We start from the raw sequence: 25,641 nt of genomic DNA on the forward strand, positions 1-25,641 counted from the left end.
TATTGTTAGGCTGGCGCAACAAGTATTTTGAAAAGCAGTTAAACAATCGGATAGGAGATCTGGACGGTTGACCGTATACGATCAAATTGGCACCGGATACGACACCACTAGAAAAGCGGACCCTTTTATTACCGCGCGCCTGGCTGCGCATTTACAGATTCAAGAAGACCAAAGTTATTTAGATGTTGCATGCGGCACAGGTAATTACACTGTCGAAATTTCAGTCAAGCACGGCGGGCTCTGGACGGGAATAGACGAGTCTTCAAAGATGATCGCCGAAGCACGTCGAAAAAGCGATCGGGTCAATTGGGTACTGAGCCCATGCGAGTCTATTGCAGCCGATGACGAGACCTTTGATGGCGCCATCTGCACCCTGGCCATTCACCACTTCGCTTCGCTCGATAAAGCATTTCGAGAGGTATTTCGAGTGATGAGAAGCGGCAGATTCGTAATCTTTACCGCAACGCCGCAGCAGATGCAGTCTTACTGGCTCTGCGAATATTTTCCACAGGCACTAAAGGCTGCAATAAAGCAGATGCCTTCTGAGCAAGACGTTTCGGAGTCGTTGCGTAACGCCGGGTTCAGAATATGTTCGACAGAAAAATATGAAATCAGGCGTGATTTAAGAGACTTCTTTCTCTACAGTGGAAAGTTCAACCCGGAGATGTATTTAGATCCAATCGCACGATCTGGAATCTCGACATTTGCCAATCTCGCCAGTCCTTCAGAGATACAAATCGGCTGCGAACGACTGTCGCACGATATAAAATCAGGCAAAATTTACGAAATTCAACGCAAGTACGAACATGACAGTGGAGACTATCTGTTTATCACCACCGAGAAACAGAACGAGTGCCACACAAACGAATAAAACTAGATACTTCTATTCCAACGAATGAACGCTAGATATTCCGCACCAACGAATGAAGGCTAGATAACAGCCGTTCCAACAGGTGACGTGAAAGCCTTTTGCTTATAGTCTGTCTGAGCCATAACTTGCTCGTAAATGGGTTTGACTTCTTCAACCGTGCCCTCGGCGATCAGCCGCCCTTCATTGACAAGAACGGCTCGCTGACAGAATCTATCGACGATGCGCATATTGTGCGTCACCACGATAATTGTGGTGCCCTGCTCTTGTAGCTCACGCACTTTCTGATTGCACTTATTGATGAATCGCTCGTCTCCAACGGCCAGCGCTTCATCAACAAGAAGAACTTCCGGATCGACACTAATTGCCGTAGCGAACGCCAAACGCACGCCCATGCCGCTCGAATAAGTCTTGAGCGGTTGATCGAAAAATTCTCCAACTTCAGCAAACGCAGCGATGCTGTCCATTCTTTCCAACATTTCTTCTTTGGAAATGCCGAGCATCATTCCATTCATCAAAACGTTTTCGCGCCCGCTGTAGTCAGGCTGAAAGCCTGCTCCCAGCTCCAGAATGGCGGTTACACGACCACGAACCGTTACAGTTCCATAGGTCGGACGCATCACTCCTGCCACCAACTGCAGTAGCGTCGATTTACCGGCTCCATTTGGCCCAAGAACTGCCGTCGTGCAATTTTCAAACTTTACTGACATATCGCGAAGTGCCCAGTACTCCCGGTGATAGCACTTACGATTACGAAAAACGACTTCTTTCAAACGGTCAATTGGACGGTCATAGATGTTATGACGCTTCGAGACGTTGTCTAATTCAACTTTGTATTTTTCTACTTGCTCTGTCATCTTACATAATGTCCGCAAATGACTTCTTCGTCTTCTGGAAGAAGCCGTAACCCAGAGCCCATACGATTACTGCAACGGCAGTATAACTTGCGTATACCGGCCAGTTTGGTGCCAGTCCTTCCAGCAAAACTCTTCGATAGTCAGTGACAATTCCAGCCATCGGATTGATCCAGATCAGAAACTGCAAATTCTCAGGCAGCGCTGTGGCGGGATAGACAATCGGCGTGGCATACATCCAGGCAGACAAGCCAAGCGCCATGATATGACGGATATCGCGGATGTAGACACCCAAGCTGGCGAGCAGGCAGCTCAATCCACCGGCGAAAAGTATCTGTGACACCATGATTAGAGGAAGGAAGAGAATTGTCGGGTGCACGGTGTGCAACGCAAATACCGATGCGACAAACAAAATGCTGAATGCCACCAATTCGCTCATCAAAGACGAAATTACCAGCACCACAGGTAGTATCTGTAGCGGAAATACGACTCGCTTGACCAGATTTGGCGATTCCAAAATCACCGTGGTCGAACGCGACAACGACTCAGCCAGGCAGCTCCAGGGGAGCAGCCCAGCCATGAGATAAAGCGCGAAATTGCCGGTGCTGTCACTAGCTCCGAACTTGACTTTCAGAACAACAGAGAACAAGAACGTGTAGAGAATCAAGTGACCGATGGGATTGATCAGAGGCCAGAAGGCGCCCAGGAGCGAACCTTTGTAGCGCCCAATGAAATCACGATGAACCATCAAGCGAATCAGCGCTCGATTGCCCCAGAGCGTTGTTGGAGCTTCCGCGCCCTCGGCTACGGTCGAAATGCGACGACCAGGAACCCGGGGTTTTGATTCTTCTTGCTGTATCGGTCTTTCTGAAATTGCAGCGGTCACTTGAAAACCCGAAGCCTTGATGCCAATCCCGAATCCATTTGGATTTCAAGATGGTAGCACCTTACTCGTAATTGCTCATTACAAGCCTGCTAATGTTCGGCTCCGATTAAGGAGTGGTCGAAGTGCTTGTTGTCGTTTCAGTGCTGGTTGCGGTGCTTGTGCTTGTTTCAGCAGCTGGAGCGTCTGTCGTTTCGGACTTCTTAACAGATGTGCTCTTTTCGGCAACAGGTTTTGCTGGCTTGGCGGTCTTGCCACCCTTTGGTGCAGGGGCGGAACCATCCCAGTTCAAACCTTTGCGAACTTCGTCGGCAGGAAGGTCGAAAGCGGAGACCACAGTCACCTTTGCGCCGGTCTTGTCGGTGTATTGCAAGATACCTGTGTATTTGTCGCCAAATTCATAGATTTCGCCAGGATTTTTGACCTTGTCTGACTTCATCTGAGAATCGTCTACTTTCGACTGAGGCGGGGCATCAGCAGGAAGCAGGAGTTTCAATGATTCAAGCGCATCTTCTTTTGGAATTGGAGTCGTAACGTAGAGCGACTGCAACACGAAACACTTGCCATTTTTGCACTTTGCGACGTATTGACCGTTCTTCTTGTCATAAGTCCGGCTCAGATACTGGCTGCTGCCGGCGGCAGTGGCGGCTGGTTTAGGGTCAACAACGAATGTGATGGTGGCATCTTTGAATGTTGATTCAGGCATACCGACTTTGACTGTGTCCAACTGAACTGTGCCTTGCGGGGTCACGTTGGTGGTATTGCTGGCATTCTTTGTGCACGAACTGAGGCTCACCACAGAGACAAGCGCAACGCTCACGGACAGTGCATTTTTCTTGAAGAGGGTCACATCGAACATTCTTATTACTCCGAAGGATATACGTTTGCAGCCCTGAATGACGAGGGAATTGCTAGTTCAGTTTAGCCGGTTGCATGGCGTATTTGGGCGCTCGTAACGCGCTCATTATGAATTCTATATAAGCGCTGGAGCTGATGAATTTTGTTGCCGTTGAAGGCGAAAACGCTCAGCCAATAATGCTTTACAAAGGATGCGAACTCTTTGCCGCGGCAATTGCAGAGAAATTTGTTTGTTTAACTAAATTTTGTGCAAGAGCGTTGAAAAACTTCTTGGCACCACGACCGTTCAAATGACTGCAATCCTCGAAATCGGTCAAACTGAACATGCTGTGATCGTCCATGTCCATATAAGTGACGTGATACTTCTCAGTTGTATCTTTGAGGAATTTGTAATAGCGCTCGCGCAGAGTCGGATCGACCAGAGCGCGATTGGGAGCGGTAATCGGCATGTTAACAACCACCATCGGAATGCCGTTCTCGTGCGCCATGCGAATCATCTCACCGAAATTATGTTCGTGTTGATTGAAAAGCTTCACATTGGGCGGATAGTAGCGCATTTTGTAGTGAGCGAGGTCTGCCAGCGGATTGTTCTTTTTGACCGTGTCTGAGATGGCATCATCAATATCAAGGCGAGTCTTCGAGGCGTAGGCAGTGGGCAGCATCTGACCTTTGTTGCCTTTGTATGCGGCAGCACGAAACAGATCTGTAGGATGCCCTGACAGATCACTCAAATACGCCGCACCATACAACCTCAAGTAACCAAAAAACTTTTCTACAGCGTCCAGATTATGCGGTGCAACGGTGCGCTCGACATTCTGCGCAATCACCTCATAAAACGGCTTGCCCTGCGGAAACTTGTACTTCAAAAGGGATTGATGCACATAGGTATTATCGACAACAGGCTGATCGTTAGACATAAACTCAGCCGGTGCTGTAGCTACGATGACAAAGTTTGGACGTTTGCCCAGTTCCATAGCGCGCTGAAAGATCAGCTGATAATCAGATGCCATACAGCCTCTCAGCGCCATATTAAGCACGTTCACATCAGCGCCAAGATCTTTCTTGAGTTGATTTTCAAAGTATGTCGCTTTGTCGTAGTCGTTAGCAAAACGAGCTTCTCGCAGCTCCTTATTGATCGACATGTCACTTACTTCAGCAGCAGTACGCATCAGAGACGATCCCATTAGCACCACTGACGGTTCATGATCGTTAGTAGATAGGTACTTGATCGCTTTGCTGCAGTGCCGATCAGGATTGGGGAATTGCTGCTGATACCATTCCGGCAGAAGCACAGGTACAAGACCGGTTGCAATGGCGTCCACACCGATAAGCAAAATAACAATCAGCACAAACGGGCTACTGGCTAAACGCCTCCAGCCCTTCTGCTTTGTCGTTGTCGATTCTGCTCCCATTGTCGCCCTAGAATTGGAAATAGATAAATGGCGCGGACGCGTTGGAAAGGAATGTGATCATGAGCACTACCAGCGCACTCCAGTAGACGGCTTTGACCGGCACAGGAACCACCTTGAATGCCTGTTTTTCAATCAGTTTGCCGAGCGGATAATTGATCAGCAGAAGCACCACAGTCATTGCGATCACGATCGGCACGACAAGAGGCATTTCCTGCTTCAAAACAAGGAACTGATGCCCTTCGACCGGCGTAAAGATTGGATGCAGCAGTACCATGCGCTTAATGTAGTTGAATGCGACATTGATATTGGTCATTCCGAAAAACACGCAACCGACCACAACAGCATTGAATGTAAGCAGCATGGAAAGCGCATGGAAGATTTTCGACTCCCAGAATTTCTGCAGTTGCGGCAGCATGGCCTTGAGCCCGACGAATTCACGATGAACGATCAAGCAGAGTCCATGGTAGATACCCCAGACGACGAAGTTCCAGGACGCTCCATGCCACAATCCGCCCAGCGCCATTGTGACGAAGAGATTCCAGTTCACCTGCCACTTGGTACCACGGGAGCCACCAATCGGTATGAACAAATAGTCGCGCAACCAGGTCGACAAAGAAATGTGCCAGCGCTTCCAAAAATCAGCCATATTGGCGGCGATGAAAGGCAAGTTGAAGTTGATTGGAATGTGGTATCCGAACAACATCGCCGAACCGCGACCGATGTCGGTATAAGCCGAAAAGTCGAAGTAAATTTGGAAAGCGAATGCGTAAGCGAAAAGCCACAGTTCGATGGCGCCGAATGCTGATGGATCGGCAAATCCCATCTGCACGAAAGTAGACAGGTTGTTGGCCAGAAGCAGCTTCTTAGCCATTCCGGTAATGATCAAAGGCACGCCTTCGTCGAAGTCCGAAAGATGCGGCTTCTTCTCTTCCAGCATCTGCGCCACAAAATCTGGGTAGCGCTTAACTGGTCCGGCAATTTGAGTCGGGAAAAAGGCGGCAAAAAGGGCGAAGAGCACAAATGAGTTGACCGGCTTATTGCCCCGGTAAATTTCGAATAGATAGTGAATAAACTCAAATGTGAAGAACGAAATACCCAGCGGAAGGATGATATTGGTCACCCAGCCCGGGTTATGGTGTGTAACGAGCCCTACGGCCGCGGAAGCAGAGGTGACGGCAAAACCGGCGTACTTGAAAATGCCAAGTGTGAGCAGGTTCAAACCGATGCCGATGCCGAGAAGAAGCTTGCGCTTATCCATATGCCGATGCATATAGAAGCCCCATAGCCAATTCAAGAAAGTCATGGGGACGATCAGCAAAATGAACTGGGGAATCCAGCTCATGTAAAAGATATAGCTTGCGATAAGCAGCATCGGCAGGCGCAGCTTATGGGGCAAAACCCAGAACAGCGCCACTACGCATGGCAGGAAAAGAAGGTATTGGAGTGTGGTAAACAGCATTTTTTGGTTAGCCAGCCAGGGTTGCGTCTAACGGTTGTTGAGAGCGCCCAAGTCGGCTGTATGGTAACACGCGCCCCTGTTGTCAAACCGGAGAAAGATTTTAGGTCTTCAAGCGCCAGTTGATAGAATGAGAGGAGGATCAGACAGCGGAGGAGCGCTATGACCTTCCAGACAGACAAAAAATGCCCCTATTGCGCCGAAACAATTCGCAGCGCCGCTGAGATCTGTAGATTTTGCAATCGCGCTGTTCTGAATGCGAAGTTGTGCTCCGCCTGTTGTGAGCCAGTTCGCCAGACAGCCAAACGTTGCCGTTTCTGCCAACAAGACCAGGTTCAGATGCCGGGCTGGATGGAAGAAACGCCCAAAAGCAACGTGGTCACCACTTTGACGCCGAGCTTCGGCTTCCAGTTGCCGGTGCACACGCCCACTTATACACCGGTCGAACCCAAGAAGCTGCCTGAGCAATGCCTGGCTGAGGAAGAATTCAAAAAGTGGCAGAAGCAGCGACGAGACGCCATCGCATACGGTGGCAACAATGAGTGACAAACCAAAGCAATGCCCACATTGTGCTGAGCTTTTGATGCCGGAAGCGATTATCTGCCGTTATTGCGACCGGGGAGTGTGCGCAAGCAGCTTTAAGAATTGTCCTCATTGCAGTGAAATGATCTGGACTGCTGCCAAATACTGTCGATACTGTAGATCGACGGTCGAGAACAATCCCTTTGCGGAGTGGGGTCAACCGAACCGAAAGTCCATCTATGACAAAGTCAAAGCCGAAACAGGCATTCATCTTGATGATGATGCGATTGACAAACTCTTTCAGCGAATAATGACCAGGAGACCCGATTGAGCTTAAAACACATTTTGTTTGCCACCTCGCTTTTGGCAATCTCGGCTAGTGCAGCTGTCGCAGAAGACCCGTACCGCCGCGCCGTGATGAACTACCAGGCGCACCACTATTCAGCGGCTCTCACAGACCTGGAAAAGCTCGTCGCACAATATCCGAACAATGCCATGGTGCGATACTACCGGGCGCTTGCCTATCAGGGAACAAATCAGATGTCTCTCGCTCGCAAAGACTTCGAATGGGTGGCGACCAACTGCCCGGACGGCAAAGTGAAACAACAAGCTGCAGCCGGATTACGCAACCTGGGCGGTTATACCGCCAGTACGACTTCCGGTTATAACTCGCTGATGAACAATGGCGTTCCGAAGTTTTTCGCCCAGGCACCTTCGACTAACAGCGCTTCCTCCGGCTCTTCTTCATCCTCAACGACAATATCATCTTCGGCTGGTGGTTCAGCGACGTCGCAATCCAGCGGCAGCGGGGTTTCCAGACCCGGCGGCAAACTACAAAAGATTCTTGAATTTACGAGCCAGACTTGCGGTCCATGCATAACTTTTGCCCCCATATTTGAGCAGACCAAAAGCAAATTTCCCGATATCGACATGCAGGCGCTCGATGTTGCTGATGCAGGCAATGCCGCGCTGGTCGAGCAGTACAGCGTCAAGAACTATCCCACTCTGGTCTTCATTTCCAACACCGGCAATTTGCTTTTGAAACGGGCCGGCGCACCAGTTTCAGTGGCACAGTTCTCGCAACTAATTGATATGTATCGATAGAAAGCTGGCGCAATCAATGCCAGCATTACTCGACGCTGTTTCCGTCCAACAAGTGATTGGGTGTTATTGTCTTGGTATTGCTATACCGATCCGCAAATTATAAGGCGGACGTTTTTTCGAGTAGTATTCGACTGGAAAATACATTTCCCGATTGTTTGGATTCAAATGCGTGAAAACTTGCGCATATCCATCGATTACACTTACATCACAAAATACCCCCCGCCGCACTGGCACATTATTTGGGCAGCGAGCAAAAGATATTTCCTTCAATACTGCTAAAACGCTAGCGTCTAAGTTCTCCAGTCCAGAAGAACGTTCTATGTTCAGATTACGGATCGAGCCATCGCGTTGAATGTCAAAAGAGCAAATCAGAGACTCATGTTGCACGGTTCTAACAATCTTTAGGCTATTGATTCGATTTTCAAGCTTTTTATCAACAGCAATAAACCAAGGTTCAAGTCGTCCCACAGCCATTAAAATAGATCCACCTGGTGCGGCGTGGAAACCTGCTTGTACGGACTGAGCGCTACATAACAAGGCGAAAATTCCAATGCAAAAATTTGTTCTCTTTTTCATAACACCTCCGAGTTCACTGCGTCCATTTCAAATTAGAGAGACTGTGCGGATCAACCGGAATCGAGCGTTGACTAATGCCCGTGCAGGTCGCAGTCGATCTCTTCCATCAATAAACGAGCCCGCTCCACAAGCTGGTCTTTGCGTTCAGGCGCCACTTCGTCCAGGTATGTCTCAAGAGCGCTTATAGGCGATGCTACAGATGTCTCGGTGAGCTGAGGCAACCTGGCACGGCTGTTGTTGGAGACGATTTCGGGATAAATCTTGAATGTCAGGGCCGCACGCGCACTGGCAGCCAGCGCATCTTCATCGACTTGCTCCAGCTGCTCCTGATTGATTTTGTAGCGCACACGCAGAACACAACCAGGCTTAACGGACTTCTCGATTTTTTCAATCAGACGTGCCGTTGGATTTTCAAAACTGGTCAAATCAGCTTCAACAGTGACGAACGGTCGAGGGTCAATGGAATGAAACTTGAAATCGACTTTCTTTCTTTCCAAAATCACATGAATGAAGCCTTTGTCCTCTTTCTCCTCACCGAAATCTACACGTTCGAGACTGCCGGCATACGCTATAGCAGGCTGCTGCTCACGAATCACCTGATGCCTGTGAATGTGACCGAGCGCGACGTAGTCAACGCGAGGGTCGACAAACATTTCAACAGGAAATGTCAAAGTGTATCCAATCAACAACTCCTGCTCTATACCAGCCAGCGCCCTGTCGAGGCTCATATGCGCAGTCACGACGGTCGGCAGGGCCGGGTCGAGCGATTCATAATAACCGCGCAACATGTCGGTGATTTTCTCAACCAAAAGTCGATCCAACGCAGCGGCAGGCAAATTCGCATACTTCTCCAGTGTCATCATCTGATGCCTGGTTATGTGAGGCAGACCAATCAATTGAAAAGCACCATTAGCGGTGTCAATGACACGACAGACGGGCTTGTCTATGGTGATCACTCCAGGCACTTCCAGGCTCTGAAACACAGACATGGAATGGCTCGAGGTAGAGCGCAAAATCTGGTCGTGATTGCCGACCACCAAAATCGTCTGGATGCCGGCGTTGGAAAGCCGCTTCAACTCAGCAGCGAACATCTTCTGATAGACAGGCTCCGGGGAAGCGTTGCGATAAGCATCGCCCGAGAACAAGAAAACATCGACATTTTTATCTATGGCAAAATCGACGGTTTTCGAGAGCGCCAGCACGAAATCTTCAAAACGAACGTTCAAACCAGTTTTAGGATTGACGCGTCCGTGCGACTCGCCAGATCCGAAATGGATATCAGATACGTGAATTAGTTGTATCGGCATAGACAAACATCTTAGGCTAAACATGCGAAGCTAACCAGTTAGTTATTCCTGATGCAATGAGCGCTAAAATAATTTCATGTCAAAACCAAGCCGAACTCACAACCTGTCCAAAGGGCAACGGCACACAGTCACCATCGAGTCTCTCGCACCAGGCGGCGAAGGCGTAGCAAAGAGCCTCGGACCGCCGGTATTCGTCAATCGCGTGGCCCCGGGAGACGTAGTAGAAATCGAGCTTTACGACGTCCGCAAAGATTTCGCCAAGGCAAAGGTGAGTCGCCTCATCACGCCTTCGAAACACAGAGCTGAGCCGCCCTGCCCTGTCTTCAAGGTCTGCGGAGGCTGCCAGTGGCAACACCTGAGCTACGAATATCAGCTCACCGCCAAAGAAGATATCGTCAAACAAGCGCTCAAGCACATCGGCAAATTAGACGGCGAGCTGGTTAAGACAATCATCGGCGCGCCGGCCGCTCTGCATTACCGCAACAAGGCACAGTTTCCGGTCAAGCACCCGCAAGGCAGCGACAGAATATTGGCCGGTTATTATCGGCAAGACTCGCACGAACTGGTCAATATCAAGCACTGCCCGGTCCAGCCCGAATCCATGGACCACCTGCTCGACCTGGTAAAAAACATCTGCGAGGAGCATGGCATCAGTGCTTACGACGAACGAAGCCACAAAGGACTGCTTCGCCACATCAATATCCGCTACAGCTTCGGACAACAGAAATTGCTTTTGACGCTCGTCCTGAATGCCTCGGCGTCGTCGGCTGATGACTTCCAAAATCTCAAGTGCTACGACCAGATTGTCGGAGCTGCGCAGGCTCTCAAAGATGCAGTTCCCGAACTGATCGGCGTGTCAATCAACTTGAACAACCAGCGCGGCAACAAAATTCTCGGTGATTTGACCTTTCCGCTTGAAGGCGCAGATCGGATTCAAGAGATCTTGCAAACCGACCGCGATGACTTTCCTGACAGATTGAGGGAAGGATTGAAGTTTGATCTTTCATCGAGCAGTTTCTTCCAGGTAAACACGCACCAGGCAGTCAAGCTGCTGGAGCAGGCCTTCCTGCCAATTGCCCAACTGCAAAGAAGCGATTTGAAAATAGTCGATGCTTATGCAGGCGTGGGAGCCATTTCGCTGTGGCTGGCGCCACTGGCCAGCCAGGTTATTGCCATCGAAGAGCATCCGGCAGCCGTTGCGGACGGCAGAGAAAATGCCCGGCTGAACAGCATTGAGAACGTGGAATTTCGGGAAGGCCGGGTGGAAGACGTGTTGCTTGAACTGCGCAACGAGCAGGCTTCCATCGATGTCATAGTGGTAGATCCGCCACGAAAGGGTCTCAGTCCGGAGGTCGTAGAATCATTGCTCTGGGCGGAACCCGAGCTGATCGTCTACGTCAGCTGCAATCCCTCCACCCTGGCAAGAGACCTGAAATTGCTCGAGCAAGGGCTGACTAAATCGACTGGCGACGGGGATAAAGAGACGTTTGTGGGGTATAAAACAAAGCAGGTTCAGCCTGTTGATTTGTTTCCTCAAACTTTTCACGTAGAATCAGTTTCGGTCCTCGAGAGGCGTCGACAATAAAATGGTCCTTTCAGGAATTTGGAAGAGATACGAAAACTCTAAAGAACCAATTCCGCCGAATCTGGTGATTCGACACAACAAAGATGTGCCGCCGGAAGACGTTCAGGAGATTTGCGCTTCGGTCGGATGGAGCCGTCGCGAACCTCTTCTGATTACCAAAGCGCTCGAAAACAGCCTGGCCGTTGTCTCGGCCTGGGACGAAGCCCTTATGGTCGGCTTCGCCAGAGCTACAGGAGACAAGGTTTTCAACGCCACTATCTGGGATGTAGTAGTACGGCCGAGCCATCAGAGGCGCGGCATCGGGCTGCTGGTCATGAACGAACTCTTGAAAGACCTGGATACTTACGACATTCCACTTGTCACGCTGTACGCAGACCCCGGCACAGACGGCTTCTATCGGCGTTTCGGCTTCATGGCCGACCCTTCGGGCGTGCGCGGTATGTTCAGAGAAAAGCTTTATTAGAAGCGGAATATTTCGTTAAAACGGTAACAGTTGGCGTTCAAGCGCTCTCGTGCAGCGTCGGTCATGCTAAAGTTTGAGTCCGCGGATATAGTCATTGCCTATATCCCATTTATAGATTGATTCGTAAGCTGCTGGCTCAGGGGATGTCATGAAGATTATTTTGCAACAGAATGTTCTAAAGCTCGGCAAGGCGGGCGATATAGTCGAAACGTCAGACGGCTACTTCCGCAATTATTTGCAGCCGCGCAAACTCGCTGTAGTCGCTACAACCGGAACGCTAAAGAAGAGAGAAGAAGATCTCGAAACCTTGAAAAAGAAAGCAGCCGCTGCTCATGCTGAGACAGTAGCGCTGGGAGAAAAAATCAACGCCCTTGACACTATCAACATGACAGTCAAAGCTGGCGAAGGTGGCAAACTCTACGGCAAGATCACAAACAAAGAAATTGCCCATGAGCTCTCAACGATCGTAGGCGTCGAAATTGACAAACGCATTGTCAGACCGGTTGAAGAAATCGGAGCACTGGGCGTTTACCGCGTTATCGTCAAACTGGCTCCTGACGTACAAGCTGAAATCACAGTTGATGTTCTGAAAGAAGGCGCTCCGCCCAAAGTCAAGAAAGAAGTTTCCGAAGAGACTGAACAACAGGCTACAGAAGAAGCCCTTGTCGAAGAGCCATCAGCAGTCTAATACTGATACCGCATTTAGTGCCCTGAACTACCGGTACTGAAGTCATTAAGAGAGTCGTTCCAATCGCCTTGCCGCAAACTGCGAGCTGAGTGCCTGCCGAACGGCTCTATTGATTTTTGTCGTTGCTTTCTAGCATGCGAGCCTCGAAGGGCTCAGTCGTTAAGCCGCTGGCAGTACGTTTAAGAATTTCGATTTTTTGTTCAGCGCCCTTGAGAAAAGTCTCGCAATCCATGCTCAGTTTCATGCCGCGATCGAAAAGCTCGAGTGCCCGCTCGAGCTTGACCTCGCCATCCAACTCAGAAACGACCTTCTCGAGTTCTCCAAGAGTGGCTTCAAAATCTAAAGAAATTGACTGTGACATTTTTCCTCCATCAGCCGGACTCATATCCGGCGCTAAACTCGTGAACTATTAGCGGTCTTCGTTTACTTCTTCAACTCGCAGCTTCAGCCTACCCTGAGACAAGATGCCTTCGATGATATCTCCGGCCTGAACGTCATTGTACGTACGAACAATCTGACCATCGATCTTCCGCAAGATTGAAAAACCTCTGGACAGAACATTTTGAGGACCAAGAACGCTGAGCTTCTCATGATTCTGGCGCCATTTGTATTGAGCAGTAGTGAGCGCATGAGCCATGCGGTGATTGATTCGATCTCGATAACTCAATACTTTCAGCTGTTTGCGTTTCAGACGCTCGTGATAACGAAGCAACGCATTCATTGGATCTACGCGTGTGAGAGTATGTCTGGCGCGTGCGATGCGGTCTTCCATTCTGTGCAGCAAGCGTTTCTCCAACCCCTGCCAGCGGTCGAGCAACTCGGCACTGCCCCGCGCAACAAGTTCAGCCGCTGCCGTTGGAGTTGGCGCGCGCAAGTCTGCAACCAGGTCGCAAATGGTAATGTCGGTTTCATGCCCAACACCAGATATAACCGGCACGGTACACTGGCTAACCGCCCGCGCCACCATCTCAGTATTGAATGACCAGAGGTCTTCGATAGAACCGCCACCTCTAGCAACGAGGATCACATCAACGTCGGGGATTCTCTGCAACTGCTTGATGGCATAAACAACTTCTTCAGCGCTGCCTTCACCCTGCACCTTCGCTGGTGCAATCACTACATTGACCAATTTATTACGCCGTGCGAGCGCACTTAAAATGTCTCGCAATGCGGCTCCAGCCGTGCTTGTCACGACACCAATGCGGCGAGGCAAAATAGGAATCGGTCGCTTTCGCTCAGGTGCAAGCAAACCTTCCTTACCAAGTTTTTCCTTCAACTGCTCGAAAGCTAGCTGCCATTCGCCGATGCCCACCGGCTCAATCGAAGATGCCACTAACTGGTAGGCCCCACGAGGGGGATAGACGTTCAGCTTTCCCCGCAGAACTACCTGCATACCGTCTTCCAGCTTAAAGCGCAAACCGGTATTGTTGATTTTGAAGCAAACGCAGGGCAGCGTAGCGTCCTTATCTTTGAGCGAGAAGTACCAATGCCCTGAGTTATAGAGCTTGGCGTTACTTACTTCGCCAACTACCATAACGTTCTCGAAAACTTCCTCCAGCACTTCCCGTATCTGTGCAGTCAGCTGCGACACGGTAAGGACTGGATGTAGAGCAGGGGTGGTTTTAGGACTCTGCACGACGATTCCTTTGATTGTCGCCAATCAGGTGTTGGTGAGGCCGATGCTTCTGCATGCTTAGATTATCGCGCATAAGAAGCTGATTGCCACAATCAGCGAGATTAGCCGTTTTCCAGCTTCATTTACTGTGGTGACATCTAGATATACGTATAAGGAAACGAAAAAGTTCAACACGTTTGCAATCCACTGCTTCGATTACATTCCTTATGTATAAAGATTGCCGGCATTGCGCCCGTCAGCACTCAGAACCAGTGATTTTGCGGTCTGCAGTTAGCCCGATTCGCTATCTATATGTAGTCCACAGAGCACTTTTAATGTAGCGACTGATAAACCATACATACAACCGATCGCTATTCCAGACGGATCGATCATCTATGTTTATCTGACCCCAAATGGTCAACTTTCGGATCGATCTTGATATGTCCAAAAGCGCGCTGTCAAGCCGGTTTCGACCATTCTGAACGGGGAACTATATGAGTACGGAGATGTCTTTTTAAGTGAGAACTGCAAGTTTCATTTGACGATATATCTCGTATGGCATATATTGGTATGACATACAAACGTAAGGTATTAGTTCGAAGGGGGTGCGCTATGCACAGGACACTTTTTACACCTGCAATGATCGAAACTTTCCGCTCTTGCAAAAGAGCTTACGAGTTGGCATCTTTGAAGTTCACTAATGGCGGTGCCCCCGTACGAGCGAGTGTAATCTGCAAGAAGTTCATCTTACGTGCATTGGCAGAGATTAATAGAGGAAAGCTGGAGTCAGTCAACCAGGTACAAAAATACATGGGACAAAACTGGCCGACAGAAAAACTGGAAGATCAAATTGGCGAAAAAGAAAAAGCTACGAGAGCTTTTCTCTTCGCTTACAAATCATTGATCAAGTATGCAAGCAAGCCGTACAGACCCCGCAATGCAGAAGTAGCCGCCGTCGCCTTGAAAGTGCGGGCCCGCATCGCGACTGTGCGAGTTTATGTCGAAGATACATTAGACCTGGTGCTCTGGCATCCAGACGAAAAACGCCTCGAGATCGTAGACTTTCAATTGCAACCACTAAAACCTTTTGATCCAGCCTGGCCATCGTCTTCGGTGCTCGTCAAATACTATCTGGCGGAAAAACTGAAAACACGTTGGGCGTTTGAAAAGTTGACTCTAACTACATATCGCGTCGGCACACAGAGCTTCCAACCGATATGCATAAATGTCGAGGAGTCCATTTACAAACTGCACTGGGCAGAACTCGTAAAGACTCTAGACGAGATGAAAGACGACAAATCTGGAGCAAGCGCCTGCACACATCAAGCCAAAGGTTCGTGCCGCTATTGCAGCAACCTCGTCTCGGAAACAGCCGGTAACAAGACGACTGATGCAGAAGCATCCTTTCGCCTGAGCGCCTGAGCGCGAGATATCCACAAGACATACCCAACACCAAATATGGTGCGCAGTCGAGTCAGCGGCGACTGTCCGGATTCAATGAAATGACCGTCGCCGCAACAAAAGTACGAACACAAACGCTCCCAGAATAGAAGGGCAGGATTAGTTTGATATCAGCAGATTCAATTCGCAAAGATGCAGAGCGATTTGGATGGTCAGCATCAGTCTGGCTAAGCAAACAACTAAATGGCAGACAACCAGCCCTGATGGCTAGAGCGGTAGTCTCGACCACAGATATTGCAGAGAATATCAACGCACGACGACAGTTCGAAAAGTCTTACAAACAAGCGCGCCGATGCCGCCTGTAATCACGTCGTCGTCCTGCCGACAGAGTTGTTAATTCTACACTTGCCAACGTCGGTGCGACTCAGTCCTCAATCGTTTCGCATACTATATATTTGACGAACTGAGGAGCCGCTATGCCTGAGAATTCAAGAGCATCTACTCAACAGAGAGATGCAGAAATGCCGCCAGAAAATGCACGGAAGATCACCATGATCATCCATTCCATTGGTGAACTGGCTATCCCTCCTGCCGGCAAAAATGGTGCGATCCACGGCAAAGAGATGGCAAACGTGGATCGTCATAAGAATGCGGCTATTGCGATTGCCGGCGAGAGAATTGTTGCCATTGGTCCTAGCGACGAAGTGCTGAAAAAGCACAGCGAAGTCAAAGATATCGAATTAGTCGACGCTGGTGGCAAACTTGTTACCCCGGGTCTTGTTGATCCACACACCCACCTCATATTCGGTGGCAATCGCGCCAACGAATTCATCATGCGCTGCCAGGGTAAGACTTACACTGAAATTGCAGAGGCCGGCGGTGGCATAGTGGCCAGCATGCGTGCCACCAGAAGCGCCACCGCAACCGAACTGGCGCAGTCTGGATTGAAGCGACTGCAGCGTATGCTGCAAGCGGGCACTACCACCTGCGAAGTAAAAACGGGTTATGGTCTGGATGCTCAGTCCGAACTGGCTATGCTCGAGGCCATTTACCAGTTGCAGAAGCAGCAGCCGGTTGAGTTGATAGCGACCTTTATGCCAGCACATGCGGTGCCACCCGGCACCGATCGTGATGCGTATGTCCAGGCGATCGTCGATGATATGCTGTCTCGCGCTGCCAGTCTATCCAAACAGCATGGTGTTGATGCTCCAATAATCGATGTCTTCTGCGATCGGGGATATTTCACCCTCGACGATACACGCAAAATTTTTGAAGCAGCCCGGGCTCTTAAAATGCCGACCAAGGTGCATGCAGATGAGTTTGTAAACCTCGGTGCCACCAAATTGGCAGTCGAGCACAAAAGCTTGAGCGCCGATCATTTGCTCAATGTAAGCGACGAGGAAATAGCGAAACTGTCCGCTTCTGAAACCGTTGCCGTCTTGCTGCCCGGTACTTCGTTTTATCTGAATCTGGCAGAGCACGCGCCCGCTCGAAAAATGATCGAAAGCGGTGTTGCGGTGGCACTTGGTTCAGATTTCAACCCGGGCTCCTGCCACATATTTTCTCTGCCGCTGATCTGGGGTCTGGCATGCCTGCACCTGCGAATGACTCCAGCGGAGGCTTTGACCGCACTGACGGTGAACGCGGCATACGCGATTGGTGCCGGAGATAAAGTTGGACAGATCGCTCCCGGGTATCAAGCGGATATAACCATATATGATGTCCAAACGATGGAAGAGGTGCCTTACAATCTTGGCTGGAATCCTGTAGCCATGACGATCAAGAAAGGATCGATAGTGCACCGTATTTGATCCGATAATAAGAAACTCACTCCAGAAATCTTTTCGTTTTTTGCTTGCACTATTATCGCCTTTAGTTATAATTCTATGGACGCCACCATGGCACTATGGACGCGGCGGTTCCTTGGATATATATTTTGAATTCTAACTGCACGACTGATGGTGCAGATATTATTTTGCTGCACCCTTCGCGGAGGATTTTGGTTAATGGCTGAAGCTAAGCGCAAACCCCTGGAAAACAATGAGTCGAATGTAGGTCTTGAGGGTTTCGATCAAATCTTCGATGACGAAGAAGGCGAAGTCTCCGCGCCTGATGCCACTACAAGCGGTGTGGTATCAGATCCTTACGTTCAAGCTCAAGTCGAAAAACTGCTCGAACGCTTTTCTGAGTTGATCGCATTGAGCGTCGACCAGCGTGTTGAAAGTTCGAGAATGGCAACTCAGCTGATTGAAAATCAACGCCAGCTGATTGCAACTCAGCAAATTTTGATCAAACTGATGGACAAATCAATCGAACTTACTCGCCATATCAGCTCGATAGAAGAAAGATTACCAGCGGTATTCGAATTGCCCCGTATAGTCGAAGCAATGAGACAAAAACTGGCTGCTATGGAAGGCATCGAAACCCGATAAACCTCCCAGCCTGAAAACTTCGGGGTCTGCCAGGCGGCAGGCCCCTTTTTCTTCCCCGCCTCCAGCCTCCAGCCTCGAGCTGGCTTCAGCTCACTCCTGCACTCCAGCTATCAAGTCCGCGTCCCCTTCATTTCCCGGCAGATAAGCTTCCCGCGCCGATTAGCAAAAAAATATGTCTCAAATAGCCGCCGCGTGTGGGAATTCCCATTGTCAACGTACCTGGGGGCACTAAAATACAGCCTGGGGACATACACCCCGGTAGGCACGTCGGAGCGACTGCATGAGCGGAACTTTCATGGATGGAGGAGGTCATGACCACGGCGGTCATGCCAGCCATGGTGGTGGCGGTGGCGGAGACGGCGGCGGCTTCATGGATGGAGGCGGCCACGACCACGGACATCATCACGGGCACGCAGTGCATGGCAGCGGTGGTGAGGGCGGCAATTTCCTGAATCACGTCCTCGGTTACAACAACAACAACGGTCATCACAGTTTTCTTTCCCACTTGCTTGGTCTCGACCATGATGCCCACCATGGAGGACATGGCGGACACGGCGCAGATGGCGGTCATGGCGGCGACGGTTTCCAGGCCGACGGCGGTCAAAATCCGTCCCAGACACCAATCTGGTCAAGCGCCCTGCAGGGCATGAAGCTCTCACACGCACTGGAAGGGGTCAACATCAGCATCAACGGCTGGTTTTTCATATTTTACTTACTGTGCATTCTCTGGCTTTTCATCGTTTACTGGATCCGCCATCACGAACCTCTGGCAAACGCAGTCCTGGGACGCGGCGCCGCAAAATATGAAACAGCTGCGGCAGATCGCCGTATTATCGACAACTGCCGCGATGCCACGCCCATACGAACTTCTCAATCTCAGGCGTACTACGCGCCAATGCCACAGCAGTTTCACGATCCGAATGCCCAAAAAGCAATTGCAGCAGCAGCATTCAACCCCGGCAGCTCTTCGCAGCAATATTTTGCAGGCTCTGCGACGCCACCGAATACGACACCACCAGCAATTTCAACCATGCCTGCGCCCCCAGCTCCGACGTCTGGGGTAGGGACCAGCGACATGGCTTCTTTCTACAATCAGGCCAGCCCATACGGCGCCCCCGCAAGCGCTCCGGCAGTTGCGGCACCACAAATCATTCCCAATGCAAATGGTCCAGGACACATGATTGCCACACCCATGCCTTTAACCCCAGGTGCTCAAAGGCTGAAGATGATCATTAATAGATAAGGGGACAGAAGGGACGATTTAGTTCCGCGTTACTTTTTAAAGCCCTTTTCTCTCAGTACTGCAATCTCTTGCAACTCCTCAGAAGAAAGAGGCGGACTGTCAGAAGCAGCGAGATTCTCTTCGATTTGCTCGGGAGTTTTGGCACCCGAAAGTACCACCGATACATGTTCATTCTGCAGCGCAAATTTCAGCGCAGACTGAGTCATAGTACGGTTTTTGCGTGCCATGAACTTGAGTTTTTCAGTGGCGAAAATTCGTGCCAGCAGGTAATCCTTTGGCCAGTTATGACGAATATCACCCGTTTCAAATTTGGTGCCCGGCTCAAATTTCCCTGTAAGGAAGCCGTTTGCCAGAACCTCTCGCACAATAATCGCACAGCCGACACTTTCGGCTTTTGGAAACAATTCTTCCGCCGGCTTCACGTTGAACAGGTTATACGAAACTTGAATACTGTCAGGCTGACCGATTTTCAGCGCTGTCAAACCTTCAACAGGATCAAAAATTGAAACGCCCCAGGCACGGATCTTGCCTTCCTTTTTCAGTTCTTGCAAAACCTCATAAGTTTCAGGCTTGTTTAAAATGCGCAAAGGCGGGTTATGGAGCTGATAGACATCGATGTAATCGGTCCTCAAGCGTTTCAAAGTCTTTTCAAAAGCATAAAGGATGTAGTCAGGAGTGAAGGTCTGGAATCCCGTTCCTTGATAGAAGTCAGAGCCCACCTTAGTTGCGATTATCAAGTGATCGCGCTTTCCTTTTATAGCCTTGCCGAGAAGCTCCTCACTATGCCCCCAACCATACACATCGGCGGTATCGAAAAAGTTGCAGCCCAGGTCGATCGCCTTATGAATGGCTTCCACAGAGACTTTGTCGTCGGTTGGTCCATAGCTGTTGCCATGCTCATTACCCCCGATAGCCCACCCGCCGAAGCCAACCTCCGAAACCTTCAATCCAGTTTTTCCAAAATCGCGATACTTCACAGGGTTCTAAATATCTCTCAAGCTTTACAAGACGCAATCACAGCGCAGGAGCAGCAAAACAGCCTTGTTTGTGGCGGATCGGCAAAGCAATGCTAGTGAGATAGCTTGCTCAGGACCTTCATTATTGATGAAAACTGAAGCAATTAGCGACGGCAGTGTATTACAATACGGTCGATTAACTGGCTGGTCGGGGAGACTCTACTTACTCATGGATGTGTATGACATTACCATCATTGGCGGTGGTCCAACAGGGTTGTTCGGGGCGTTCTATGCTGGGCTCCGCGGCCTGAAAACCAAGGTCATCGATGTACTGCCCGAGCTGGGCGGACAACTAACCGCTCTGTACCCGGAAAAATACGTTTACGATGTCGCCGGACATCCGAAGATTCTGGCCAAAGATCTGGCTAAGAATCTGGCAACCCAGTCCAATCTCTTCAAACCTGCCATCTCATCAGGCGAGAAAGTGACTTCGCTCGTGAAGGTCGATGACCAGACCTGGCAAGTAGTCACAGACAAGTCTTCAGATCACTACACTAAGACAGTCTTGTTGGCTCTGGGAGCCGGTGCCTGCGTTCCAAAAAAATTGGACATCGAATACAACCACAATTTTGAAAACGACAGCATCTTCTATGCCGTCAAGAATAAAGAACTGTTCCGCGACAAGAACGTGCTCATCATCGGCGGCGGAGATTCAGCCGTAGACTGGGCAAACGAGTTTTCACAGCTGGCAAAGAATGTCACTTTGATTCACCGCCGCGACCAGTTCAGAGCAGTGCAGACCTCGGTTGAGGAGATGAAGCGCAACAAAATCGACATCAAAACGTTCTATGAACTGAAAGATATTCATGGCAAAGAACGAGTCGAAGGCGCAGTTATCTTCGACAATCGCACTGGCAAAGAAGAAACGCTACCGCTCGATGCCATCATTATCAATATTGGTTTCGTAATCAACCTCGACTTCTTGAAGAGCTGGGGACTGAAAATGGAAGTTAACGCCATCACAGTTAATGAGAAGATGGAAACCAATTTGCCTGGCGTCTACTCGGCCGGTGACATTGCAGCTCACCCTGCTAAGTTGAAACTGATCGCCACTGGCGCAGCCGAAGCAGCTACAGCTGTAAACTTCGCCTGCACTTACATCAATCCAACGGCGAAGCTCTTCCCAGGTCACAGCTCAAATCTGAACCTGTCTATCTAAGCAGCATCAAAACCAATAGAAAGCACACGGTCTTCTAGCCCAGGGCAATCCGTGTGCTTTTGCTTTGCTACATTGAGCCACTAACCCTGTGCTTTCCTGAGTAGCAAGCTGTGCGCGCTTTGCCACATTGAAGGCCCAGCCACTTTCACCTGACCAGCTCGGGTGTCTAACCAGCCCGACTTTACATATATAGAATGTCGTCGTCCTCGATATGCCAGTGCTATTGACGACCTGCGTCGATGGACCCCGATCAGACTGCTCAGACTCGTAATATTCGAACCGAAACTAAGGCAAATACTACATATTGCGTCTAAAATTTCGAGCACCGCTACCCGTAGTACCATACAAATGTAGTATAATTGTGGTACACTATTCAAGAGCGGATCGATCAGGCGAAATCAAATGGGGAATCCAGCCATGTTTTCACAAAATGCCTTGAAGGTACTTGAGAAGCGCTATTTTATGCGCGATGAACAGGGCAGTATCGTTGAGGGGACAGAAGAGCTTTTTCGCCGGGTAGCCACCGCAGTCGCTGCAGCCGAGAAGCGCTGGGGCGACGAGCAAACTGTTGCCACACTGACTGAAACGTTCTATCAAGCAATGCTCAATCAGGAGTTCATGCCGAATTCTCCTACATTAATGAATGCGGGAAAAAGAAACGGTCAGCTCTCTGCCTGCTTTGTGTTGCCAGTGCCAGACTCACTGGAAGGAATTTTCGAAACCTGCAAAAATGCGGCCCTGATCCACAAAACCGGCGGCGGTACAGGTTTTTCATTCAGCAGGTTGCGACCAGCCAACGATCGCGTTGCCAGCTCGGTCGGCGTTGCCTCTGGTCCTGTCAGCTTCATGGCTGTATATGACGCCGCGACAGAAGCGATTCGGCAGGGTGGCACCAGACGTGGTGCCAATATGGGCATGCTCAGAGTTGATCACCCAGACATCGAAGATTTTATCGGGTGCAAGCGCGACACCTCACGTCTCAACAATTTCAATATTTCAGTAGCTGCAACGGACGCATTCATGAATGCTGTTGAGCAAGACTCTGACTATGACCTGATTCATCCACGCTCGAAAGAGCCCGTGCGTAAAGTCAGAGCCAGAGACATTTTCGCAAGACTTGTCGATAACGCTCATGCAACAGGCGAACCAGGACTTATTTTTATTGATCGAATCAACAACAGCGATCCGATAACAAGCGCTGTCGATGAGAGCGGCAACGTAATTGCCGGCACCGAAGACATCGAAGCAACTAATCCATGCGGCGAGCAACCGCTTGGTCCTGGAGACGCCTGCAATCTCGGCTCTATCAATGTGGCACGTTTTGTAAAAGACGGAGACTTTGACTGGTCACGACTGGAAGAGATGGTCAAAACAGGCGTGCGATTCCTTGATAATGTGGTTGACGTCAATCATTACCCGCTTCCGTTCATCTCGCAAGCGACCTTGAACAATCGCCGCATCGGGCTTGGCATCATGGGTTGGGCAGAATCATTGATCGCATTGGGCATTCCATACAACACAGAAGAAGCAGTTGAAAAAGCCGAGCAACTGATGAAATTCATTCAGAATGCGGCTCACAAAGCCTCACAAGAACTAGCTTCGGTCAGAGGCACTTTTCCAAACTGGCGATTTAGTGCCTGGTGCGATAAAGGTATTCCCATGCGTAATGCCACAGTCACCACAATTGCGCCAACAGGCACAATTTCAATCATTGCCGGCACCAGCTCTGGTATCGAACCACTGTTTGCAATCTCCTTCATAAGGCGTGTACTCGGTGGCATGGAGCTGCTCGACGTCAATCCAGTCTTTGAAAAAGCAGCGCATGATGGCGGTTTCTATAGCGAAGAAATAATGGCCCGCATTGCTCACGAAGGCACACTCGCACACATCGAGGAGATTCCCGACGAAATCAAACGGGTCTGGGTATGCTCGCACGATATCCCATACATATGGCACGTGCGCATGCAGGTAGCTTTTCAAAAGCATGTAGACAACGCCGTATCCAAAACCATCAACTTCCCGAGAGAAGCCACTCTCGACGACGTGCACAATGCCTACATGGCGGCTTGGCAACAAGGCTTAAAAGGAATCACGGTCTATAGAGACGCCTCGCGGTCGTCCCAGGTACTCAACATAGGCAAAACCGATCCTCTTAAAAAGATCGTGGTCACACCAATAAAAAAAGCACAGTCTGCGGGCCGCTCGGGGACTGCGACTAGTCCCCGGGCTTCGCATGATCACAATTTCAACAAACAAAAACGGCACAAATCGCAGTCCACCACAAACCTCGTAGAGCTCGCACGCAGAGAGTTTCAGCCGAAAGTCGATTATATATACAACAATCCATGCCCGGAATGCAGCTCCAGCAGCGGTGTTTCAACGAAGTATGAGTCATGCTCGATGTGCGTTTCTTGCGGTTATACTAAATGCTAAGTGCAGCACGAGCTGTTAGTTGCGACCCCTGTCATATATCTGTCAGGATCGCCGCATCATATGAGGTCTGAAAAATGTCTATTCTTGTAGATCATGAAATCCGCAAAGAAATTGGAGAAGGCAGGCTGATCCTCGAGCCTTACGACGATTCACTTATCCAACCCAACTCATATGATGTGCGACTGTCAGATCGCTTTTCCTGGCATGAAAAGGGTGAATACAGCAAGAGCATTATCGATCCCTATCAATCTGAGAGCATTCTAGAAGGTCTTGTACATGTCGTTGACGAAAGCATCGTCATTGAGCCAGGATTTTTCGTACTCGGTGCGACGCTAGAAAAAATATGCCTGCCAAAAAATATTGTCGGTCAACTAACCGGTAAATCCAGTTTGGCCAGGTTGGGCATCATGGTGCACGTAACTGCAGGTTTTATTGATGCCGGCTTCAGCCATCCACCTGCGCAAATCACCCTTGAAATAGTCAATGTCGGCAACCGCCCGGTTCGCCTGCACGCAGGCATGTCCATCGCACAAATGGTCTTCACGCGAACTGCAGACTGTCTCGTTCCATATAATGAAAAACCCAATGCCAAATACAATGGGCAAGTTGCTGCTGCTCACAGCAAATATTATTTGAACCCGACTCAAGTGCTCTGATCGAAAAATCTACACTGTTTTTTGCCTCGCACTAAAGTTACTGCGGTGCGTCAAGCTTTTTATATTGGGATGGTGGGGTCAGGTCAACGACGTTGATTTGTTCAGCGGAAACCTTATCCTTGAATGAATGATTCGTGACAGTAAAATGAAGCGCACCGCCAAAGATAAGTAGTTTTTCGCTCGGGTGCCCGGCAAGAAACGTTTTGACCTGGGCATGCCAGTTCGTATCTTGCTCAGCTTCAAAAGTTTTCGACGTAATATCTGGTTCCAGTCCCACGACTTTCAACCCTGTAGCTTTAAGGCCTTGAAGCAAACCAAAGGTTTTTTCACGCCAAAGTTGATTGGTTCTGACGGTCTCCGGACTTGGTTTGTCACCATCAGGTTGCGCCTGCCTTAGATAGGAACGAATCTTCGATTCCAGCTCAGTTGCGCTATTTGAACCGTTTGGCGCAGCCAGCCAGGCACTTGCGAGGTCCTGTCCATTTCGGTCCAAGCCCTCGACTGCAACTGCGCCAAAACCAGCGTTTCTCAATTTTTCAAGTGACGCATTTAAGTGCTCCACTGATTTCGGGTCGGAATGATCGTCGCCCCAGAAGCCCACTTCGCTGTTTCCGATGCGTCTGGTTACATCGACTTGCGAGGGCGTTGCTCCGTCCCATCCTTTTGTTAATTCCTTGTTTATGACAAGTTCTGCATTCGTACGTGCGGCAATATCATCGGTCAATTTGGTGTTCGACGAAGCAGTGCTTGCATCGGAAGACTCTTTTGGTGAATTTAGTTTTGCAGGAACGGCGTCATTACTGGTAATTTCAAATCCTTTTAAAAAGCTCATTCCATTCTCGTGTTCATCACGAAAAGTGTTGAATAGTTTTGCCTTCAATCCCGTTTCGAGATATTTTGCTCCTTCTCCCTTGTCCCAAGATGAGCGGCTTTCATCAGGTGAAGGGCAAGAATCTCTATTTTGCCGGAAATCGGTCTGATCTTTTCTAAAGCCATGCATATCCTGTGGTCTCACTGATTCCACCATTTTGCAGCACACACATAAAACAGACGTCAAAAAAGCCAATAAACGTGCGCGGCACTTTTTGCCGTAGCGGTTGGTATGGCATG

General features: G+C 49.7%; 26 protein-coding genes. 15 read left to right on the forward strand and 11 right to left on the reverse strand.

The features are described 5' to 3' along the window. The first annotated feature begins 67 nt into the window (after positions 1–67). A complete protein-coding gene (locus EKK48_23245; GenBank protein RTL37605.1) occupies positions 68–871 on the forward strand; it encodes a class I SAM-dependent methyltransferase in 804 nt (267 codons plus the stop codon). 59 nt (positions 872–930) lie between these two features. Here EKK48_23245 and EKK48_23250 read toward each other — a convergent pair whose 3' ends face one another. The 5 genes from EKK48_23250 to EKK48_23270 all read right to left on the reverse strand — a co-directional run bounded on the left by EKK48_23250 (position 931) and on the right by EKK48_23270 (position 6,334). After that, on the reverse strand, positions 931–1,725 hold the full coding sequence (locus EKK48_23250) for an ABC transporter ATP-binding protein (protein RTL37606.1): 795 nt from the start codon (positions 1,723–1,725) through the stop codon (positions 931–933). Between the two features lies 1 nt (position 1,726). Further along, positions 1,727–2,608, reverse strand: a complete 882-nt coding sequence (locus EKK48_23255) for an ABC transporter permease (GenBank protein RTL37607.1) — start codon at positions 2,606–2,608, stop codon at positions 1,727–1,729. A gap of 106 nt (positions 2,609–2,714) precedes the next feature. Beyond that, positions 2,715–3,464, reverse strand: coding sequence for a hypothetical protein (locus EKK48_23260; GenBank protein ID RTL37608.1), 750 nt, complete (start codon positions 3,462–3,464; stop codon positions 2,715–2,717). A 181-nt stretch (positions 3,465–3,645) separates the two neighbouring features. Beyond that, positions 3,646–4,875 carry a hypothetical protein gene (locus tag EKK48_23265; GenBank protein RTL37609.1) on the reverse strand — a complete coding sequence of 410 codons (1,230 nt, stop codon included), beginning with the start codon at positions 4,873–4,875 and terminating at the stop codon, positions 3,646–3,648. A gap of 7 nt (positions 4,876–4,882) precedes the next feature. Then, positions 4,883–6,334, reverse strand: a complete 1,452-nt coding sequence (locus tag EKK48_23270) for an MBOAT family protein (GenBank protein ID RTL37610.1) — start codon at positions 6,332–6,334, stop codon at positions 4,883–4,885. Between the two features lie 159 nt (positions 6,335–6,493). Here EKK48_23270 and EKK48_23275 point away from each other — a divergent pair, with 159 nt between their 5' ends. Genes EKK48_23275 through EKK48_23285 form a run of 3 tightly spaced genes read left to right on the forward strand, consistent with a single transcriptional unit; the run spans position 6,494 to position 7,957 of the window. Next, complete coding sequence (locus EKK48_23275; GenBank protein ID RTL37611.1) at positions 6,494–6,877, forward strand: hypothetical protein; 384 nt, start codon at positions 6,494–6,496, stop codon at positions 6,875–6,877. Next, positions 6,870–7,184, forward strand: a complete 315-nt coding sequence (locus EKK48_23280) for a hypothetical protein (protein ID RTL37612.1) — start codon at positions 6,870–6,872, stop codon at positions 7,182–7,184. The genes EKK48_23275 and EKK48_23280 overlap by 8 nt, the downstream gene beginning before the upstream one ends. After that, positions 7,181–7,957 carry a hypothetical protein gene (locus EKK48_23285; GenBank protein ID RTL37613.1) on the forward strand — a complete coding sequence of 259 codons (777 nt, stop codon included), beginning with the start codon at positions 7,181–7,183 and terminating at the stop codon, positions 7,955–7,957. Before EKK48_23280 ends, EKK48_23285 begins: the two co-directional genes overlap by 4 nt. A gap of 63 nt (positions 7,958–8,020) precedes the next feature. Here EKK48_23285 and EKK48_23290 read toward each other — a convergent pair whose 3' ends face one another. After that, positions 8,021–8,533: a hypothetical protein gene (locus EKK48_23290; protein RTL37614.1), complete on the reverse strand. Its 513-nt coding sequence runs from the start codon at positions 8,531–8,533 to the stop codon at positions 8,021–8,023. A gap of 71 nt (positions 8,534–8,604) precedes the next feature. Next, on the reverse strand, positions 8,605–9,864 hold the full coding sequence (gene sbcD / locus EKK48_23295; protein ID RTL37615.1) for an exonuclease subunit SbcD: 1,260 nt from the start codon (positions 9,862–9,864) through the stop codon (positions 8,605–8,607). Positions 9,865–9,916: 52 nt separating this feature from the next. Between sbcD and rlmD the strand changes: the two genes are divergently transcribed. The 3 genes from rlmD to rplI all read left to right on the forward strand — a co-directional run bounded on the left by rlmD (position 9,917) and on the right by rplI (position 12,576). Beyond that, positions 9,917–11,425 (forward strand): 23S rRNA (uracil(1939)-C(5))-methyltransferase RlmD, encoded by a 1,509-nt coding sequence (rlmD, locus tag EKK48_23300; protein RTL37616.1) that lies wholly within the window; start codon positions 9,917–9,919, stop codon positions 11,423–11,425. A gap of 1 nt (position 11,426) precedes the next feature. Next, positions 11,427–11,888, forward strand: a complete 462-nt coding sequence (locus tag EKK48_23305) for an N-acetyltransferase (protein ID RTL37617.1) — start codon at positions 11,427–11,429, stop codon at positions 11,886–11,888. A gap of 148 nt (positions 11,889–12,036) precedes the next feature. Beyond that, positions 12,037–12,576, forward strand: coding sequence for a 50S ribosomal protein L9 (gene rplI, locus EKK48_23310; protein ID RTL37618.1), 540 nt, complete (start codon positions 12,037–12,039; stop codon positions 12,574–12,576). Between the two features lie 106 nt (positions 12,577–12,682). Here rplI and xseB read toward each other — a convergent pair whose 3' ends face one another. After that, a complete protein-coding gene (gene xseB / locus EKK48_23315) occupies positions 12,683–12,937 on the reverse strand; it encodes an exodeoxyribonuclease VII small subunit (GenBank protein ID RTL37619.1) in 255 nt (84 codons plus the stop codon). A gap of 48 nt (positions 12,938–12,985) precedes the next feature. Further along, complete coding sequence (xseA, locus tag EKK48_23320) at positions 12,986–14,212, reverse strand: exodeoxyribonuclease VII large subunit (GenBank protein RTL37620.1); 1,227 nt, start codon at positions 14,210–14,212, stop codon at positions 12,986–12,988. A gap of 591 nt (positions 14,213–14,803) precedes the next feature. On the opposite strand from xseA, the gene EKK48_23325 reads away from it, so the two are divergent. The 5 genes from EKK48_23325 to EKK48_23345 all read left to right on the forward strand — a co-directional run bounded on the left by EKK48_23325 (position 14,804) and on the right by EKK48_23345 (position 19,267). Continuing rightward, complete coding sequence (locus EKK48_23325; GenBank protein ID RTL37621.1) at positions 14,804–15,613, forward strand: hypothetical protein; 810 nt, start codon at positions 14,804–14,806, stop codon at positions 15,611–15,613. Between the two features lie 143 nt (positions 15,614–15,756). Further along, on the forward strand, positions 15,757–15,957 hold the full coding sequence (locus EKK48_23330; protein RTL37622.1) for a hypothetical protein: 201 nt from the start codon (positions 15,757–15,759) through the stop codon (positions 15,955–15,957). A gap of 111 nt (positions 15,958–16,068) precedes the next feature. Then, on the forward strand, positions 16,069–17,403 hold the full coding sequence (locus tag EKK48_23335) for an imidazolonepropionase (GenBank protein RTL37623.1): 1,335 nt from the start codon (positions 16,069–16,071) through the stop codon (positions 17,401–17,403). Between the two features lie 195 nt (positions 17,404–17,598). Further along, positions 17,599–18,024 carry a hypothetical protein gene (locus tag EKK48_23340; GenBank protein ID RTL37624.1) on the forward strand — a complete coding sequence of 142 codons (426 nt, stop codon included), beginning with the start codon at positions 17,599–17,601 and terminating at the stop codon, positions 18,022–18,024. A gap of 280 nt (positions 18,025–18,304) precedes the next feature. Further along, positions 18,305–19,267 carry a hypothetical protein gene (locus tag EKK48_23345; GenBank protein ID RTL37625.1) on the forward strand — a complete coding sequence of 321 codons (963 nt, stop codon included), beginning with the start codon at positions 18,305–18,307 and terminating at the stop codon, positions 19,265–19,267. 29 nt (positions 19,268–19,296) lie between these two features. Here the strand turns inward: EKK48_23345 and EKK48_23350 are convergent, their stop codons facing one another. Beyond that, entirely contained in the window at positions 19,297–20,244 is a 948-nt protein-coding gene (locus tag EKK48_23350) for an aldo/keto reductase (GenBank protein RTL37626.1), read from the reverse strand. 208 nt (positions 20,245–20,452) lie between these two features. Here EKK48_23350 and EKK48_23355 point away from each other — a divergent pair, with 208 nt between their 5' ends. From EKK48_23355 to dcd, 3 genes are all read left to right on the forward strand, one after another. Then, positions 20,453–21,442: an NAD(P)/FAD-dependent oxidoreductase gene (locus EKK48_23355; protein ID RTL37757.1), complete on the forward strand. Its 990-nt coding sequence runs from the start codon at positions 20,453–20,455 to the stop codon at positions 21,440–21,442. A gap of 402 nt (positions 21,443–21,844) precedes the next feature. Continuing rightward, a complete protein-coding gene (locus EKK48_23360) occupies positions 21,845–23,875 on the forward strand; it encodes an adenosylcobalamin-dependent ribonucleoside-diphosphate reductase (GenBank protein RTL37627.1) in 2,031 nt (676 codons plus the stop codon). Positions 23,876–23,949: 74 nt separating this feature from the next. Next, positions 23,950–24,531, forward strand: coding sequence for a dCTP deaminase (gene dcd / locus EKK48_23365; GenBank protein ID RTL37628.1), 582 nt, complete (start codon positions 23,950–23,952; stop codon positions 24,529–24,531). A 37-nt stretch (positions 24,532–24,568) separates the two neighbouring features. Here the strand turns inward: dcd and EKK48_23370 are convergent, their stop codons facing one another. After that, a complete protein-coding gene (locus EKK48_23370; protein ID RTL37629.1) occupies positions 24,569–25,546 on the reverse strand; it encodes a hypothetical protein in 978 nt (325 codons plus the stop codon). Positions 25,547–25,641 lie beyond the last annotated feature (95 nt).

Source organism: Candidatus Melainabacteria bacterium (assembly GCA_003963305.1).
Classification (GTDB): Bacteria; Cyanobacteriota; Vampirovibrionia; order Obscuribacterales; family Obscuribacteraceae; genus PALSA-1081.